Raw genomic sequence first — 15,730 nt, forward strand, 5'->3', positions numbered from 1 at the left:
ATGACGAACCGGCATGAACGCGTGGTCTTGCAACGCCTGCCAATCGGTTGGTGTCACGCCAAACACGTATTCACGGTGCAGGTCAGATTTCCTCGCCTTTCTTCAGCAGTTCTTCAATCAGAGCGCGTTGCAGATCAGTGCTGTCGCCGCCTCCGAACTCTGCTGCACCACCGGAATACAGGGTGCCATACGTCTTGGCGATGTTCACAGTCTGGGCCAGTCCCGAGATGAATTGGTCTTTTTCCAGCAAGGACAACGGGTGGATAAATGCAGCCCACAAGGTGCCATTGGCGATTGCGTAACGGGCATCCAGCGTGCTGTCGAAATTGGCCTGCATCATTCGGATCAAATCTTCCTCCGACAGGGCCTCGGCGCTGCGGATCGGGACCATGGCCCGCATCCGATCCGCATTGACGTCGGTGATGACCAAAACCTGTACGCCTGCGACCGCCAATTGGAACCCGGGACCACTCGGCTCAGCTTCAGGGTCAAGCGCAAAAAGAATGTTGCCCAGGCGTTCGTAGGTCATCGGCGGTTCGGCCACGGGTGGGCTTTGCACTGTCTCTTGCGCGGCAAGGCTTCCGGCAGTGAAGACAAGAATGAGGGCTAATCGGATCATGATGACACTCCTGCGGGCATTCTTTCAGCATATGCTCAAAAACCCGCACTGACCAAACAAAGCTTAGTGAACGCAGCCTCCTATCATTCAGATACTTGTACGATCTGCAATATTTGATGGCTTATCTGCGATTATACGTCCAACTTTCATCCCCTATCTATGTTTTGTCGGTCGACGATCCAGTCGACCCGAACCCAGAACCGAAAGGAAACGTGTAATGAAAACTATCGTCTTCACCGCCCTGGCAGCCGCCATCGCCCTGTCCACCCCGGCCTTTGCCGCTGACGAAATCAACGTGTCAAACGGCACCTCGGCCGCAGGTGCCCCGCTTGCCGCACATGGGGTCGATCTGGTTGCATTGGTCAATGATGGCAATCCGGTCGAAGGCTTCGCCACCCACTCGGCGACCTATGAAGGTGCATCCTATTACTTCACCACCGCCGTCAACCTCGAGGCGTTCGAGGCGAACCCGGCGGCCTACCTGCCGCAGCATGGTGGGTTCTGCTCGTTCGGCGTATCGGTCAGCAAGAAGTTCGACGGAGACCCGGATCAGTACCTGGTAGCAGATGGAAAACTGTACTTGTTCCTGAACGCCGAAACCCGCGCGGCCTTCCTGAAGGACGTTCCCGCCACCGCAAAAACGGCGGACGAACAGTGGGCAAATATCAAGAGCATCGCCGTAGGCGAGCTGTAAGTTCTGCCCCCTCTGCCTGCGACGTCAGCGCGTCGCGGGCAGTTTTGCGCTGATGATTTCAAGCGCTTTGGCCAATGCAGCCTCGATGCTGAGATCTGTTGTATCCAGTTGCACCGCATCCTCAGCTGGCTTCATCGGCGCAGCGCTGCGCTCTGCGTCCCGCGCATCCCGCTCTTTGACATCCGCCAGAACCCGCTCGCGCGTCACGTCAGCACCTTTTGCACTAAGCTCCAAAAACCGGCGTTCGGCTCGCACTTCTGGGCTGGCCGTTACAAACAGCTTCACCTCGGCATTGGGACAAATCACCGTCCCGATGTCGCGCCCATCCAAGACGGCCCCACCTGACCTTCGGGCAAAGGCGCGCTGAAAATCCACCAAGGCGGCGCGAACCTCGGGAATCACCGCCACTTTGGATGCGGCCTGCGCGATTTCAGCCGTGCGCAAATCACCCTGCTCAAGCTCTTCAGCCGTCAGGGACTGCACGGCTTCAAGCGCGCCAACCCCTTCGAGGGTACGCCGTCCGACGGCCCGATACAGCAAGCCAGTGTCCAGATGGGAAAACCCGAAATGCGCCGCCACGGCCTTGGAGATCGTGCCCTTGCCCGCAGCCGCAGGTCCGTCAATGGCGACAGTGAAGCTCAACTGCGCTCTACCTTTGCCCCAAGCGACGCCATCAACGGCTCAAAAATCGGGAAGGATGTCGCGATCGGGCCACCATCATCCACGCTTACCGGGTTCTGCGCGCCCATGCCCATCACCATGAACGACATGGCAATGCGGTGATCCAGGAAGCTTTCGCACGTTCCGCCGCCCGAAACCTTGCCGATACCCAACCCTTCGACCGACCACCAGTCGTCACCCTCGTTGACCGTGACGCCGTTGGCTCGCAGACCGCGCGCCATGGCATCGATGCGGTCGCTTTCTTTCACCCGGAGTTCCTTCACTCCGCCCATCATCGTCGTACCCGTGGCGTTTGCGGCAACCACGGACAAAACCGGATATTCGTCGATCATCGAGGCCGCGCGTTCTGGCGGTACATCAATGCCCTTCATGTTTGGCGAGTATTTCGCGCGCAGATCGGCAACCGGCTCGCCGCCCTCTTCGCGCTCGTTTTCATAGGTCAGATCCGCGCCCATCTCGCGCAGCGTCGTGAATAGGCCTGCCCGTGTGGGGTTCAGGCCGATGCCGGGCACCAGCACATCGGAGCCAGGCGTAATCAGCGCCGCACAAACCGGGAAGGCCGCGCTGGACGGGTCACGGGGAACGGCGATGACTTGCGGCTTCAATTCGGGGCGCCCAGTCAAAGTGATGACCCGGCCTTCATCAGTGTCTTCCACCGTAACTTCGGCACCGAACCCGGACAACATCCGCTCGGAATGATCGCGGGTCGCCTCTTTCTCGATAACCACGGTTTTACCGGGGGCATTCAGCCCCGCCAGCAGGACGGCGGATTTCACCTGAGCTGAGGGTACCGGAACTTCGTACCGAACCGGAGTCGGGTCCGCCGCACCGACGATCGTCATGGGCAAACGCCCACCCGAGCGGCCCACGGCCTGCGCACCAAACAACTCAAGCGGATCTGTCACCCGCGCCATGGGACGCTTGTTCAGGCTGGCATCCCCGGTAAACGTCGCCGCAATCGGCGAGGTCGCCATGGCACCCATGATCAGCCGCACCCCGGTGCCGGAATTGCCGCAGTCAATCACCTGATTCGGTTCGGCAAACCCGCCGACACCCACGCCGTGCACGGTCCATTCGCCGCCACCATGATCTGTGACTTCAGCCCCGAAGGCCCGCATTGCCTTTGCGGTGTCCAACACGTCCTCACCTTCGAGCAAACCCGAGATCCTGGTCTCGCCCACCGCCATCGCGCCGAGGATCAGCGACCGGTGCGAAATCGACTTGTCTCCGGGCACCTCTGCCGTGCCGGTCAGCGGGCCGCAGGGATGCGAGGTCATCGGGATGGGCGTTCCGTGTCCGGACATGGGGGCTCCTTTTGCGCTATCAGTGCTCAAGCCGATTAGCGAATTGGCACCGGTTGGTCCAGCGGCAATCAGTCTTTGCGGCGGAAGGTCAGGTAATGGGGCGTGCGACCTTCGCGCAAGGCCTTCTGCTCGTAGCGCGTGGAAATCCAGTCCTCCCACGGCTCGCGCCAATCTGCGGGGCGTTCGGCCAACCACTCGAACCCGGCGCGGGGGACTTCCTCCAGTGTCTGCCGCACATAGTCGGGGATGTCCGTAGCGACCCGGAAGATCGATCCGGGTTTCAATACCTTCGCCAACGGCTCAAGATGTTCCGGTGTCACGAAACGGCGACGATGATGCCGGGTTTTGGGCCACGGATCGGGATACAGAAGAAAGGCGCGCGATATACTGGCCTCTGGCAGCACGTCGAATAGGTCGCGGGCATCGCCGGGATGCACGGCAAGGTTCTCAACCCCGGCCTGTCGGATTTTGCCCAGCAGCATGGCAACGCCGTTGATATAGGGCTCCGCCCCGATGATGCCGATGTCGGGGTTGCTTTGCGCCTGATGAATCAGATGTTCGCCGCCGCCAAAGCCGATTTCCAGCCACACCGGCTTACCGCCGAACAACTTGTTCAAGTCCAGCGGCCTGCGCTCAGGGTTGGTGTCCCAGTCCACCGCGCCGGGCGACAAAGCAGCCAGATCTTCGTTCAGATAGGTCTTTTGGCTGGGCTTCAGGGTCTTGCCCTTGAAGCGGCCATAGAAATTTCTGCGCGGGCGTTGTGGAGTCTCGGTGCTCATGGCCGTCGCCATACTGCGCGCCAGAGAACGTTGCAAGGGGCGCGGTACGCACAAGGTAAAAGCGCGCCCTGAAAGGCGCGCTTTGTGTTGTTCAGATCAGACCGCGGACTTCAACGCATCGACCAGATCGGTGCGCTCCCAGCTGAAACCACCGTCTTCACTCGGCTGGCGACCAAAGTGGCCATAAGCCGCTGTACGTTGGTAGATCGGCTTATTCAGCTGAAGATGCTGGCGAATGCCTCGCGGCGTCAGATCCATGACCTCACCCACGGCTTTCTCGATTGCCGCATCCGCCAATTGGCCGGTACCATGCGTGTCGGCATAGATCGACAGCGGCTTGGACACGCCAATCGCATAGCTCAGCTGAATCGTGCAGCGTTCGGCCATGCCAGCCGCCACGACGTTTTTGGCCAGATAGCGTGCTGCGTATGCTGCCGAACGGTCAACCTTGGTCGGGTCTTTGCCCGAGAACGCGCCGCCGCCATGCGGGGCCGCGCCGCCATAGGTGTCCACGATGATCTTGCGCCCGGTCAGGCCCGCGTCACCATCCGGTCCGCCGATAACGAATTTGCCGGTCGGGTTGACGTGCCATTCGGTTTCAGCCGACAGCCAGCCGTCAGGCAGGGTTTCACGGATATAGGGCTCGACGATGGCGCGGATATCATCCGAAGACAACGCTTCATCCAGGTGCTGCGTAGACAGAACGATCGAGCTAACGCCGACCGGCTTGCCGTCGCGATAAACGACTGACAGCTGCGACTTTGCATCGGGGCCCAAAGCGGGTTCGGTGCCGTTCTTGCGTACTTCCGCGAGACGCCGCAGGATAGCGTGCGAATACTGGATCGGTGCAGGCATCAGCTCCGGAGTTTCAGTCGTGGCATAACCAAACATGATGCCCTGGTCGCCGGCACCCTCGTCCTTGTTGTCCGCAGCATCAACGCCCTGAGCGATATGGGCGGATTGTTCATGCAGCAGGTTGGTTACCTCGACAGTTTCGTGGTGAAACTTGTCCTGCTCGTAACCGATGTCTTTCACACAATCACGAGCGATCTGTTCGATGCGCCCCATGTAATCGTGCAGCTTGTCTTGATCAGTCAGGCCTACTTCACCGCCAATCACAACCCGGTTGGTTGTTGCAAAGGTTTCGCAGGCCACACGGGCTTCTGGTTCTTCGTTTAGAAATGCATCAAGGACAGCATCCGAGATACGGTCGCAGACCTTGTCAGGATGCCCTTCGGAAACGGATTCCGAAGTAAATGTATAGTTCTGTCGGGACATAAATGCGCTCCATTAGGGGTTTCTCCGTCACGCCAGGAAGCCGTTGTGACAGGTCACAGACGCATACGCGCGCTTCAAGATGGGGTCAATCTCTAATTATTTGCTCAGGCGACGGATGCTGAACCACACCAGCGCAGCAAGAAACAATAGCGCCGCAAGAACAGGGCTGTCCCCGATGCGGGAATAAACTGTTGGCTGTTGTGGCTGCGGCAGGATCGCATCCACGTATCCCGCCTTGCCTAAAGCCAATGAGGCCGTGACCTGACCCAGCGGGTCAATCATCGCCGATATTCCGGTATTGGCCGAGCGGATCATTGGCAGACCCTGCTCAATCGCCCTCATCCGGGCTTGTGCCAAGTGTTGAAACGGTCCCGAACGAGTTCCGAACCATGCGTCGTTGGTGATCTGCAACAGAAAGTCTGCCCGACCCGGCGCCCCGTTTACACCCTGCGGGAACACGGCTTCGTAACAGATCAGAGGCAACGCCTTTCCCATTTTGCCAAAATCTAAGAGATCGGGCCCTGGCCCCGCGCTGAATCCATGCCCCGCTGTGGCCGCCAGCCCATAAATCCCAAAACGGCCCATCAAATCGCCAAGAGGTACATATTCTCCAAACGGGGCCAAATGGTGTTTGTCATATAGACCGCTCTGCCGCCCGGCTTCATCCAGATAGACCATCGAGTTAAAGATCCTCGGACCGTCTCCGCGCTGGATCCCCAAAACCACAGCCGTCCCCTGAGCTGCATCCGTGATGGAGGCCAAATACGGTTGTGCGCTGCCCAGCCAGGCCGGAACTGCGGTCTCGGGCCAGACGATCAGGTCCGGTCTGGGCAAAGCGGCGGAATACTCAATCTGACGGGCGAAGAACAATGGCGCATACGCCGGGTCCCACTTTTGGTGCTGCGGCGCGTTGGGCTGAACAATACGAACTGTGTGCGGGCCGTCCTGAACCCTTGGCCGTATCGACGCATAGCCCATCGTCAGGACTACCATCACAGCTGCAAAACTCAGTGGCCGGGCCAGCGCCTGCAAGCGTCTTTCTTGAACCAATGCTGCCCCTATTGGAAACGCCACGGCATATGTCAGCGCATTTAGGCCATACGGCCCCACCAGAGACAGCAACTGCGCCATAGGTGTATCCACCCAGATTTGCGCCACACCGGCCCATGGGAACCCGGTCAGTACGTAACCCCGAGCCAGTTCGGCCAGAGACAGCGTCACAACCAGAAAAATGCTTTGTCCCATGGCCGTTGCGCCGAAATGTCGTGATAGTCGAAACGCGACAGCCCAGAACAAGGCAAGCCCGCCGGCCATAAACACCAGCGCAAACGGTGCCATCCAGGCATGGCGCTCTGCGTCCACCTGAAAAGGCTCGATGATCCAGCTGAGTGCATGCGCAAAATAGCCGGTGGCGAAATACCAGCCGACCCAGCCCGCGCGAGCGCGGGTTTCACTGGCAAGGAAAACCGGAACGATCAAAATCAGCGCAAGAACCGCAGCGCCCCAATGCCCATGCGGTGCTTGACCAAAAGCACCGATCGCGCCCAGAGCGGCGGAGGCGAACAATCTAAACGATAACGGCCAGCCCCGGACAGGCGTCATGCAGCAACGTCCGGTAGCATGACGCGCAACCGTTTGATGCGCCGCGGGTCGGCGTCAACCACTTCGAATTCCGGGCCTTCAGGATGGATCACGACCTCGCCGCGCGCCGGAACACGCCCGGACAGCATGAAAACAAGCCCGCCCAGCGTATCGATGTCTTCTTCATCCACGTCCTCATGGCTGGTCAGGGACCGGCCGATCTCAGCCTCGAAGTCCTCAAGCGGCACACGAGCCTGCACCAGGTAGCAGCCCGGCTTTTCCTGCACCCAGAGCTGATCTTCGGCTGCATCATGTTCGTCCGCGATCTCACCTACGACCTGTTCTATCAGGTCTTCGATTGTCAGCAGCCCATCCACGCCGCCATACTCATCAATCACCAACGCCATATGGCGACGTTCGGTCTGCATCTTGGTCAGCAGGACACCAATTGGCATCGAAGGCGGCACGAACAGAAGCGTGCGCAACATAGATTTCAGGTCAAACTTGTCCGCACCGCCATTGAAACCATGGGTCAGTGCGAAATCCTTGAGGTGAACAAAGCCCAGCGGCGTATCCAGTGTTCCTTCATAGACCGGGATTCTGGACAATCCACTGTCCCGTAACACATCTGCCAGTTCATCCTTGGTGATGGTAGAAGGGACCGCGATGATCTCAGCCGTGGGAATGGCCACGTCTTCGACGCGCATCCGGCGCAGGTTCATCATCCCACGGGGCTGAGCCACCGCTGCACTCTGCCCGTTTACCACCGGGTTTTGTTGACTCTCTTGACCCGAGAACGCATCGAAAATTCGGGAAATAAACCCGCTTTTCTCTTGAGTATTATTGCTGCTGTCCGGAGATTGCGCGCTTTGCGCCGCCCTAGAACTGCCGTCTGTTTCGCCCATTACCTTGTTCCAACTAATCGGGTCACCTGACCCACTTCATACCTTATATGGGTCATCTATACCTAACTTGCCAAGTATCTCGACCTCAATCCCTTCCATCAGAGCGGCATCGGGGTCACGAATGTGATCATATCCCAGCAAATGCAACGTTCCGTGGACAAGCAGATGAACGACGTGATCGTCAAAGTCCTTGCCTGCCTCATCGGCCTCTCGTGCACATGTGTCGAAGGAAATTGCAATATCACCCAGAGGGATTTCACCGGTGAAATCCGGCTCGGGCGGTTGGGGCACTTGTCCGGCTTGGTCCGGGGACAAATCTTCAGCCGGCCAGCTCAGAACGTTGGTTTCGGTTGGTTTGCCGCGAAACTCGGCATTCAGTTCCGAAATGCGCGCGTCATCGCAACCCAGAACGCTGACCTCGCAACACCCCGGGTCCAGTTCCGCATAGGACAGAACCGCAGAGATCGCCTGCCGCGACAAAGACTCAAGCCCCTGCCACCGGTCGTCTTCGACAGTGAGTTCCAAATTCATTTTATCGTACAACAGCCCTGTGAATGAGCCTTGCACTCAACTGGTTTCGCGGCCCGCATCAGCCTCATACGCCTCGATGATCGCGGCCACAAGCGGGTGACGCACCACATCCTTCGACGTGAAATAGTTGAAACTGATATTGGGAATCGTTTTCAACAGTCTTTCCGCATCCTGGAGCCCAGACTGAACGCCGCGTGGCAAATCCACCTGAGACCTGTCGCCGGTGATTACCATGCGGCTGCCCTCGCCCAGACGAGTCAGGAACATCTTCATCTGCATGGTCGTGGCGTTCTGTGCTTCGTCCAACACCACAAAAGCATTGGCCAACGTGCGTCCACGCATGAACGCCAGCGGTGCTATTTCGATTCGTTTTTCCTCGATCAGCTTGGCCAGCTGCTTGCCGGGCAGGAAATCATTCAGCGCATCGTAAAGCGGCTGCATGTAGGGATCGACCTTGTCCTTCATGTCACCCGGTAGATAGCCCAGTTTCTCACCCGCCTCGACGGCGGGACGGCTCAGGATGATTCGATCCACATGTCCGCCAATAAACATCGACACACCAACAGCGACGGCAAGATAGGTTTTACCCGTGCCAGCTGGCCCGATGCCGAAGGCAAGCTCGTTTTGAAACAGTGACTGCACATAAGCCTTCTGGGCGTCCGTACGCGGTTCGACCAGTTTCTTGCGGGTCTTGATCTCGACTGAACCGCCCTTGAACATTTCAAGCTGGTCGCCGTCGCGGCTGCCGGTCCCCTGTTCCGAAACACCCATCCGCAGTTCCCGGTCCACGTCCGCGGCCTCAACCTCGCGCCCGCCTTCCAGCCGCGTGTAAAGGGATTGCAGCACCTCAATAGCCTGCTTCTGAGCGTCTTCATCGCCCATCACGACAAGCTGATTGCCGCGGCGTACGATCTGGACGGAAAGCTTGCTTTCGATGTCGGTCAGATTGCGGTCGAATTCGCCACACAGGTCAATCAACAATCGGTTGTCGGGAAACTCTACAAACGCCTCGCGTTGGGGCATTTCATCTTGCGGTGGGGTCAGGGCACCGATGGCCAATCCGTTCTCCTGTCTTGGCAGTTCACCCCGAGCGTAGACAACAAATCTCGGTGGGCGCAAGCCACAGTTTCAAAAATAAACCCACAGATGACAAAAGCGCCGATCACATAAAAGGAAAATGCCAGTCAGACGCGCATCAGAAAGTATAGTTCAACCCGAATCTCAAACCGCCGTATTTCGGTGTCGACTTTGTGGAAAAGCCGGAACCGAATTGAATGTCTTCGGATTTGAACTGGACGTATTCGTATTCGCCGGTGACTGACCAATTGTCGGTCAGCTTGTGTTCGGCACCGATGCTTGCGGTGTATCCGCCCCGCCTGTCCGACGCCGAAAAGCTCTGGACCGAAGTTCCCGATGTGATGCTGTTGGTCGTTTCAACATCGCCCCACAGATAACCGACACTGAAAAAGTAGAGAACCCGACCGTTTCGGCTTGTCAGGCCGCTTCGATATCTGAGGGACAAAACGTCAGATATCTCTGCCTCACCCTGAACGTTCGAACTGCCGATCTGGGCCCTGACACTATCGTCCAAGGATCCGAAATCATATCCGACTTCAAAACCGTAGACAAAATCACGGCCACCCCTGGAGGGCAAAACACCGCGCCAACCACCGCGAAAGCCACCATAGGCTCCGGATACGTTCAGGTCGCCAATATCAAACAGCCCGGCGGGTGTTCTCAGTCCAAATCGATCATCCCCGCCCGAGCCATAGCCGCCGGAAACCCCCAGGTAAAATGCACTGACGTCACTGCTGAATTTCTTGGGGCTAATTACAACTGGATCGCCTGTTTTGCCCTTCAAATCCCCGGCGATCGTCGCGCTGGCAAGTAGAGTGACCGCGGAAGCCACGGGCAAGGTTTTCACCAGGCTCAAGGCCCTGAAGCTCTTCAAGATTGACACTCGTACCTCCATCACTCCGATCTCCGGATCGGTGCATAATCGTTTTTTAGACGCAAAAACTGGCGCCCGAAAAAACATGGCTCCTCTCGGAGCATAGTTCCAAGCAATAAATCAAGGGTAAATTTTGGAAACAAACACCAACTATGGTGCTTGAACGGCGGAATCTCACCGACTCAGAGCAATTCACCGGCCAAAGAGTTGGCGCCCGACTCGGTGATCCGGACCTCTTTCAGATCACCAACGGCAATCTCGGGGCCTTTTACGTGAACCGAATGAAGATACTCGGATTTTCCGACCATTTGACCAGGCAGGCGGCCCGGTTTTTCAAACAAGACGCGGACTGTACGGCCAACCATACCGTCCTGAATTTCCCTTTGGTGTCGCGTGATAAGGGCCTGAAGGCGCTGTAACCGTTCATCCGCCGCAGCCGGATCAACCTGAGCCCGCTCGGCCGCAGGTGTTCCCGGGCGTGTGGAGTATTTGAATGAATAGGCGTAGCCGTATTTGACCTCTTCAACCAAATCCATCGTTGCCTGAAAATCCTCTTCGGCTTCCTCGGGGAAGCCGACGATGAAATCCCCTGACATCACGATATCCGGGCGCGCTGCACGAATGCGCTCGATCAGGCGCAGATAGCTCTCTGCCGTGTGACTGCGATTCATCCGCTTGAGAATACGGTCCGAGCCCGACTGAACCGGCAGGTGCAGATACGGCATCAGCTTGTCACAGGTGCCATGCGCCTCGATCAGGTCATCCGCCATGTCATTTGGGTGCGACGTGGTAAAACGGATTCGCTCCAGTCCGTCGACCTTGTTCAGTTCCCAGATCAAACCCGCCAGGGTCATGTCACCATTCACCCCGGCCCCATGATAGGCGTTGACGTTCTGCCCCAATAAGGTGATCTCGCGCACACCGCGTTCGACCAAATCGTGGGCTTCACGGATGATGCGATCCGCCGGACGGCTGACTTCAGCACCACGGGTATAAGGCACGACGCAGAAGGCGCAGAACTTGTCGCAGCCTTCCTGAACCGTCAGAAACGCCGTCGGGCCGCGTTTGGCCTTGGGACGGTTTTTCAGCTTTTCGAACTTGTCTTCCTCGGGGAAGTCAGTGTCCAGCGCCTTTTCGCCCGCTCGGGTCTTGGCCTCCATCTCGGGCAGACGATGATAGCTTTGCGGACCAACGACCAGATCAACCAGCGGCTGGCGGCGCATGATCTCTTCACCTTCGGCCTGCGCAACACATCCCGCCACACCGATTTTCAGGTCAGGCTTTTCGACCTTCAGCCCCTTGAAGCGACCGAGTTCCGAATACACTTTCTCAGCCGCTTTTTCGCGGATGTGACAGGTGTTCAGCAGGATCATATCGGCATCATCAGGCGTCTTGGTTTCGACATAGCCCTGCCCGCCCAGCGCCTCGGACATGCGTTCGCTGTCATAGACATTCATCTGACAGCCATAAGTCTTGATAAACAGCTTCTTCGGTTCGGACATGGGACGGGCCTTTGCATTCGCTGGATCGGCGTCGTCTATACGCTTAGAACGCCGCTTGCAATGCGGGCGCAATTACCCGAATTTGGCAGGACTTTCCAGCAAAGCCGGACCCAAAAGCACCCGATGACATACGATTCCCTCGACCATTTCCTTAAATCGGGCCAAGCCGCATTGGCCAAGGGCCCGGTTGCATTGATTTTTGCCGAGGACGAGGTGGAATTGGCCAGCACGCTGCATCATCATCTGATGCTGGGCTTCAAATCAGTCATCGTATTTGCGCCGGACGAGTTTCATCTGACTGATGACCTGTCCGCCAAGGTCCATCGGGTCCGTTTGAAATGTGTTCCGCGGTTGGTTGTGTTTGAAACAATAAACAGGATCATTCAGGCCGCACCCGGTATCTGGATGTATTATTGCTACAACGCCGAATACCTGTTTTTTCCATATTGCGAAACACGCAGCGTGGGCGAGATGCTGGTCTTTCACAGTGAAGAGCGTCGCAATGCGATGCTCAGCTATGTCCTCGACCTTTACGCAGAGGATCTGACCGCAAATCCCAACGGCGTGGCCCCAGATCAGGCCATGTTCGACAGCGCAGGGTATTACGCCCATACCCGCCACGACCCAAGCGGCCAACCGCTGGACCGTCAGGTAGATCTTTCCGGTGGGTTGCGGTGGCGATTCGAGGACCACATTCCTTACGAACGTCGCAGGATCGACCGCATCGCTTTGTTCAAGGCTCAAAAAAACTTGGTGCTGAGACCCGACCACACCTTTAACGAACCGGAATACAATACCTATTCCTGTCCCTGGCACCACAACTTAACGGCCGCTATCTGTTCCTTCCGGGCCGCGAAAGCTCTGAAATCCAATGCTGGGTCAACATTTGACATCCGCAGCTTTCGCTGGCGCAATTCGGTGCCGTTTGAATGGCGGTCACGCCAGTTGCTGGATCTCGGGCTGATCGAATCAGGTCAGTGGTTCTGAGCCGGCTTAGCGCTGCAACAATATCGGAAACCAATCCTCGCGCAGGCGCTGTCCCGGCGTCATGTCATGACCGGGAAACGGGGGCGAGGTTCGGCCGGGGCGCTCTACATACCGGGCATCGTCGCCTACCAGCCGCAGTGAAAAGGCGCGGCGACGGCTGTCTGACTGGTTTCCGCGCGCGCCGTGCAGCGTGCGATAGTTGAATGCAACGGCATCGCCGGGCTCCATCTCGAATTCGACAACCTTCATACCCTCGGCATCCGGGTCCGGCACTGGGATGTACTGACCTTCATCCGCGAAAAAGCCTTCTTCGGAAACCCATCGGGTCGGCAGAACCTCCTTCTCCCAACGGTGTGACCCGGCGACGCAACGCAGGGTCGCCTGCCTGACCGGATCAAGCGGAGACCAGAAGCTGATCGTCTGCTGACCCTCGACGAAATAATAGGGACCATCCTGATGCCACGGTGTCGCCATCGACGTTCCGGGTTCTTTGACCAACACGTGATCATGAAACATCTGAACGCTTTTCGATTGCATCAGATCAGCTGCAACCTCGGCCGCGGGAGAGGTCTCGATCACCTCGCGGAACTGTGGAATCCGGGTCCAGTTGCAATAATCATCAAAGAAACGACCTGTTTCACCGGCCTTCTTGTTTTCGGACGCGTACGGGCCGGGATCGGTCATATTCGCAGCCACCCCGTCCCGCAGCTGATCCACGTGGTTCGCGAACAATCCTTTGATCAGCACGACGCCATCCGCCTGATAAGTATCGATCATCTGCTGAGAAACAAGAGAGTGTGGCATCAGAGGCTCCTATGGATTTTCTGTTTATTGCTCTGAAAAATGTATTCTGTTCAAATCATATCTTTAGAAGCTATTATTAACCTCATGTTATATATTTCGCTGCGCCAATATGAATATGTCTGTGCAGTCGGGCGCCACGGCAGTTTGTCGGCGGCAGCCCAACATCTCAATGTTTCACAACCAGCCTTGTCTACTGCTCTGACGCGCGTTGAAGCCCATTTGGGGTATCCGTTATTCGTCCGCCGGCGCGGGGCGGCCATGGCGCTGACACCTCAGGGGCGTAGTTTCATAGACCGGGCTGAGGTCCTGCTGAAAAATGCTGCCCGAATCGAGGCGTCCGATACCTCCGTACCGGAAACAACCAAACTGAGATTAGGCTGCTTTACGGATCTGGCCCCCTTCCTGTTGGCTCCGGCCCTGCAACATCTTCGCGCCACCTTCGCCGATATCAACCTTACATACGTGGCGGAGTCTTTCGAAGGACTGCTGAATGGATTGATGGAGGGTCAGATTGACATCGCGATTACCTACGACCTGACCATGGACGCTGGGTTCGCTCGTACAAAACTGTTCGACAGCAGGCCGAAGGCCCTGATGCCCCCGGATCACCCACTGGCGACAACCACCGAAGTCACTCTTGCTGCGCTGGAAAGCTACCCGCTGATTTTGTCTGCGGAAGGCTTGTCGGCGCAACATATTCTTGGCCTGTTTCGGCAAAACGGTCTACGCCCGTCCGTCGCACACCGGGCGGCTTCACTAGAGATTCAACGCAGCCTTGCGGCTCATGGTGAGGGAATCGGGATCAGCTATGCCAGCCCACCCAGCACCTTCAGCTATGACACCAAGCGTCTGGTCAGCGTGCCTATCACCGATCGGGACGCAGCAGAATCCGTTGTTCTGGCACGCCACGGAACGGGTCCAGCTGACCCGGTCATAGGAAAGGCGGAACACGTTTTGCTGGCCGGACTGACGGGCGTTTAAGATCTTATTTCCTGCGCAAGCGGATGACGACATCGACAGACGCGATTTCGACACCTTCCGGCGCCTCGGGAAGACGCTGAATGACAAGCTGATCCGACGGCGCATCACTTAGCCGCGCGTCGTCTTCCCAATAGAAATGTGGATGATCATGCGTGTTCGTGTCGAAGTAGCTCTTGGATCCGTCCACCGTAATTTCCTGCAGCACACCTGCATCGCAAAACGCACGCAGAGTGTTGTAGACCGTTGCCAGAGACACGGCATCCCCGTTCGCCTTCGCCGATTCAAAAAGGCTTTCAGCAGTGACATGGCGATGTCGGCCGTCGCCCACCAGAAGCTCGGCCAGCGCCACGCGCTGACGCGTCGGTCGCAAGCCGGCATTCACCAGCCAACCCGTTGCGATTTCGCGGCTCTGAGGTGTCATCGATCCGATACCCATTATTGCTGCCTTTATATATAGGGGCGCATCACCGGCAATTTCAAATGAAATTCATTCGCAAGATAAGTGTCAACACAACATGATGTGGCGAGCTGCTCTTGCAGGACCTTGCAAACGGGTGCTAGACGAGGCCAGATGTAAAGACAGACCCCCGGCAGGAAAGGCGGCAGAATGGCCCAGTTCCCAAGCAGTTTTGACAAAGATGATCTGCTGAAATGCGCTCGTGGCGAGTTATTTGGCCCCGGCAATGCACAATTGCCCGCCCCACCGATGTTGATGATGGACCGGATCACCGACATCTCGGCTGATGGTGGTCTGCACGGCAAAGGCCATGTGCTGGCCGAATTTGATATCACACCTGACCTTTGGTTCTTTGACTGCCACTTCCCCGGCAACCCGATCATGCCTGGTTGTCTGGGCCTTGACGGGCTGTGGCAACTGACCGGATTCAACCTTGGCTGGCGTGGTTGGCAGGGGCGCGGCATGGCTGTCGGCGTAGGTGAAGTAAAGCTGACCGGCATGGTCCGCCCGGACCGTAAGATGCTGACGTATAAAATCGAATTCAAAAAAGCGATTCAAACACGCCGCCTGACAATGGGTGTGGCAGATGGCATCGTCGAAGCCGATGGCGAGATGATTTATGATGTCAAAGACATGAAGGTCGTTCTATCCGAGGCTTGAACCTGAACGGTCTGAA

17 protein-coding genes and 1 riboswitch are annotated in these 15,730 nt (G+C 57.4%); of the genes, 4 read left to right on the plus strand and 13 right to left on the minus strand.

Translation table 11 applies throughout. From position 1 onward, the window contains the following. Positions 1 to 82 precede the first annotated feature (82 nt). Complete coding sequence (locus tag D1823_RS10070) at positions 83 to 619, minus strand: hypothetical protein (RefSeq protein WP_117869787.1); 537 nt, start codon at positions 617 to 619, stop codon at positions 83 to 85. Between the two features lie 217 nt (positions 620 to 836). Here D1823_RS10070 and D1823_RS10075 point away from each other — a divergent pair, with 217 nt between their 5' ends. Next, positions 837 to 1,313 (plus strand): YHS domain-containing (seleno)protein, encoded by a 477-nt coding sequence (locus tag D1823_RS10075; RefSeq protein ID WP_117869788.1) that lies wholly within the window; start codon positions 837 to 839, stop codon positions 1,311 to 1,313. A gap of 24 nt (positions 1,314 to 1,337) precedes the next feature. On the opposite strand, the gene cmk is transcribed toward D1823_RS10075, so the two are convergent. The 10 genes from cmk to miaB form a co-directional block, all read right to left on the minus strand. Next, positions 1,338 to 1,955 (minus strand): (d)CMP kinase, encoded by a 618-nt coding sequence (gene cmk / locus D1823_RS10080; protein WP_117869789.1) that lies wholly within the window; start codon positions 1,953 to 1,955, stop codon positions 1,338 to 1,340. Next, positions 1,952 to 3,298, minus strand: coding sequence for a 3-phosphoshikimate 1-carboxyvinyltransferase (gene aroA, locus D1823_RS10085; protein ID WP_117869790.1), 1,347 nt, complete (start codon positions 3,296 to 3,298; stop codon positions 1,952 to 1,954). The genes cmk and aroA overlap by 4 nt, the downstream gene beginning before the upstream one ends. 68 nt (positions 3,299 to 3,366) lie before the next feature. After that, positions 3,367 to 4,077: a tRNA (guanosine(46)-N7)-methyltransferase TrmB gene (gene trmB, locus D1823_RS10090; protein ID WP_205511814.1), complete on the minus strand. Its 711-nt coding sequence runs from the start codon at positions 4,075 to 4,077 to the stop codon at positions 3,367 to 3,369. A 96-nt stretch (positions 4,078 to 4,173) separates the two neighbouring features. Then, positions 4,174 to 5,355: a methionine adenosyltransferase gene (gene metK, locus D1823_RS10095; protein ID WP_117869792.1), complete on the minus strand. Its 1,182-nt coding sequence runs from the start codon at positions 5,353 to 5,355 to the stop codon at positions 4,174 to 4,176. A gap of 5 nt (positions 5,356 to 5,360) precedes the next feature. Then, a riboswitch (SAM-SAH riboswitch) is annotated at positions 5,361 to 5,410 on the minus strand. A 41-nt stretch (positions 5,411 to 5,451) separates the two neighbouring features. Further along, a complete protein-coding gene (gene lnt / locus D1823_RS10100; protein ID WP_117869793.1) occupies positions 5,452 to 6,957 on the minus strand; it encodes an apolipoprotein N-acyltransferase in 1,506 nt (501 codons plus the stop codon). Next, positions 6,954 to 7,841, minus strand: a complete 888-nt coding sequence (locus tag D1823_RS10105) for a hemolysin family protein (RefSeq protein ID WP_117869794.1) — start codon at positions 7,839 to 7,841, stop codon at positions 6,954 to 6,956. The genes lnt and D1823_RS10105 overlap by 4 nt, the downstream gene beginning before the upstream one ends. 36 nt (positions 7,842 to 7,877) lie before the next feature. Next, positions 7,878 to 8,372 (minus strand): rRNA maturation RNase YbeY, encoded by a 495-nt coding sequence (gene ybeY / locus D1823_RS10110; RefSeq protein WP_117872832.1) that lies wholly within the window; start codon positions 8,370 to 8,372, stop codon positions 7,878 to 7,880. Positions 8,373 to 8,408: 36 nt separating this feature from the next. Further along, entirely contained in the window at positions 8,409 to 9,431 is a 1,023-nt protein-coding gene (locus D1823_RS10115; protein WP_117869795.1) for a PhoH family protein, read from the minus strand. A gap of 136 nt (positions 9,432 to 9,567) precedes the next feature. Further along, complete coding sequence (locus D1823_RS10120; protein ID WP_254683831.1) at positions 9,568 to 10,296, minus strand: outer membrane protein; 729 nt, start codon at positions 10,294 to 10,296, stop codon at positions 9,568 to 9,570. A gap of 209 nt (positions 10,297 to 10,505) precedes the next feature. Further along, positions 10,506 to 11,825 carry a tRNA (N6-isopentenyl adenosine(37)-C2)-methylthiotransferase MiaB gene (miaB, locus tag D1823_RS10125; protein ID WP_117869797.1) on the minus strand — a complete coding sequence of 440 codons (1,320 nt, stop codon included), beginning with the start codon at positions 11,823 to 11,825 and terminating at the stop codon, positions 10,506 to 10,508. Between the two features lie 123 nt (positions 11,826 to 11,948). Here miaB and D1823_RS10130 point away from each other — a divergent pair, with 123 nt between their 5' ends. After that, a complete protein-coding gene (locus D1823_RS10130) occupies positions 11,949 to 12,812 on the plus strand; it encodes a hypothetical protein (RefSeq protein WP_117869798.1) in 864 nt (287 codons plus the stop codon). Between the two features lie 6 nt (positions 12,813 to 12,818). Here the strand turns inward: D1823_RS10130 and D1823_RS10135 are convergent, their stop codons facing one another. Continuing rightward, positions 12,819 to 13,616, minus strand: coding sequence for a phytanoyl-CoA dioxygenase family protein (locus D1823_RS10135; RefSeq protein ID WP_117869799.1), 798 nt, complete (start codon positions 13,614 to 13,616; stop codon positions 12,819 to 12,821). A gap of 84 nt (positions 13,617 to 13,700) precedes the next feature. Here D1823_RS10135 and D1823_RS10140 point away from each other — a divergent pair, with 84 nt between their 5' ends. Continuing rightward, positions 13,701 to 14,597, plus strand: a complete 897-nt coding sequence (locus tag D1823_RS10140; protein WP_117869800.1) for a LysR family transcriptional regulator — start codon at positions 13,701 to 13,703, stop codon at positions 14,595 to 14,597. Between the two features lie 4 nt (positions 14,598 to 14,601). On the opposite strand, the gene irrA is transcribed toward D1823_RS10140, so the two are convergent. Next, the gene (irrA, locus tag D1823_RS10145; RefSeq protein WP_117872833.1) at positions 14,602 to 15,018 is read right to left on the minus strand and encodes an iron response transcriptional regulator IrrA; all 417 of its coding nucleotides are present in this window, start codon (positions 15,016 to 15,018) and stop codon (positions 14,602 to 14,604) included. Between the two features lie 186 nt (positions 15,019 to 15,204). On the opposite strand from irrA, the gene fabA reads away from it, so the two are divergent. Next, positions 15,205 to 15,714, plus strand: a complete 510-nt coding sequence (fabA, locus tag D1823_RS10150) for a bifunctional 3-hydroxydecanoyl-ACP dehydratase/trans-2-decenoyl-ACP isomerase (protein ID WP_117869801.1) — start codon at positions 15,205 to 15,207, stop codon at positions 15,712 to 15,714. Positions 15,715 to 15,730: the final 16 nt, after the last annotated feature.

Source organism: Ruegeria sp. AD91A (genome assembly GCF_003443535.1).
Taxonomy (GTDB): domain Bacteria; phylum Pseudomonadota; class Alphaproteobacteria; order Rhodobacterales; family Rhodobacteraceae; genus Ruegeria.

Excerpts from the sequence above, each read along its gene's own strand:
- aroA (WP_117869790.1), bottom strand. The coding sequence starts at position 3,298 with ATGTCCGGACACGGAACGCCCATCCCGATGACCTCGCATCCCTGCGGC.
- miaB (WP_117869797.1), bottom strand. The coding sequence starts at position 11,825 with ATGTCCGAACCGAAGAAGCTGTTTATCAAGACTTATGGCTGTCAGATG.
- trmB (WP_205511814.1), bottom strand. The coding sequence starts at position 4,077 with ATGAGCACCGAGACTCCACAACGCCCGCGCAGAAATTTCTATGGCCGC.
- D1823_RS10105 (WP_117869794.1), bottom strand. The coding sequence starts at position 7,841 with ATGGGCGAAACAGACGGCAGTTCTAGGGCGGCGCAAAGCGCGCAATCT.
- D1823_RS10070 (WP_117869787.1), bottom strand. The coding sequence starts at position 619 with ATGATCCGATTAGCCCTCATTCTTGTCTTCACTGCCGGAAGCCTTGCC.
- irrA (WP_117872833.1), bottom strand. The coding sequence starts at position 15,018 with ATGACACCTCAGAGCCGCGAAATCGCAACGGGTTGGCTGGTGAATGCC.
- D1823_RS10075 (WP_117869788.1), top strand. The coding sequence starts at position 837 with ATGAAAACTATCGTCTTCACCGCCCTGGCAGCCGCCATCGCCCTGTCC.
- D1823_RS10140 (WP_117869800.1), top strand. The coding sequence starts at position 13,701 with ATGTTATATATTTCGCTGCGCCAATATGAATATGTCTGTGCAGTCGGG.
- metK (WP_117869792.1), bottom strand. The coding sequence starts at position 5,355 with ATGTCCCGACAGAACTATACATTTACTTCGGAATCCGTTTCCGAAGGG.
- fabA (WP_117869801.1), top strand. The coding sequence starts at position 15,205 with ATGGCCCAGTTCCCAAGCAGTTTTGACAAAGATGATCTGCTGAAATGC.
- D1823_RS10135 (WP_117869799.1), bottom strand. The coding sequence starts at position 13,616 with ATGCCACACTCTCTTGTTTCTCAGCAGATGATCGATACTTATCAGGCG.
- lnt (WP_117869793.1), bottom strand. The coding sequence starts at position 6,957 with ATGACGCCTGTCCGGGGCTGGCCGTTATCGTTTAGATTGTTCGCCTCC.
- ybeY (WP_117872832.1), bottom strand. The coding sequence starts at position 8,372 with ATGAATTTGGAACTCACTGTCGAAGACGACCGGTGGCAGGGGCTTGAG.
- D1823_RS10130 (WP_117869798.1), top strand. The coding sequence starts at position 11,949 with ATGACATACGATTCCCTCGACCATTTCCTTAAATCGGGCCAAGCCGCA.